Source organism: Streptomyces niger (assembly GCF_000718305.1).
In the GTDB taxonomy this organism is placed as follows: Bacteria; Actinomycetota; Actinomycetes; order Streptomycetales; family Streptomycetaceae; genus Streptomyces; species Streptomyces niger.
Window position 1 is genome coordinate 1 of record NZ_JOFQ01000066.1, and the last position, 440, is coordinate 440.

The window sequence follows — 440 nt, forward strand, 5'->3', positions numbered from 1 at the left end:
TGGATGTGGACCCGACGAAGCCGGGGGTCCAGGAGCGATGAAGATCGAGCTCAAGCCCGATCAGATTCCGCAGTACACCGGCAACCTGCCGGAACTGGAAAAGGACCACGCCGCGCTGAAGGCGGACGCCGGGCACATCCGCACCACCGGCGCGGACGTCCACTCCCACTTCCAGGGCCTGTCCGCCTACTACAAAGCCCCCGAGGCGGAGCAGCTCTTCGCCACCACCAAGCCGGTCCAGACCCGGGCCGATGAGTTCGCCGACGGCCTGGAGACGGTGGCCTCGGCCCTGTCCTCCTACGCCGATGAGATCCGCCCGCTGGTCCCGAAGCTGGCGGAGCTGAAGACCAAGGCGCAGAAGTTCATCCGCGACCACAAGGACGATGAGGACGGGGATTACGACGAGGATCTGATCGCCGAGCACAATCAGATCCGGGATG

1 pseudogene is annotated in these 440 nt (G+C 65.5%); it reads left to right on the forward strand.

The features are described from left to right. Positions 1-37: 37 nt before the first annotated feature. Positions 38-440: pseudogene (locus IF20_RS36920) on the forward strand (ADP-ribosyltransferase); the annotation flags it as partial.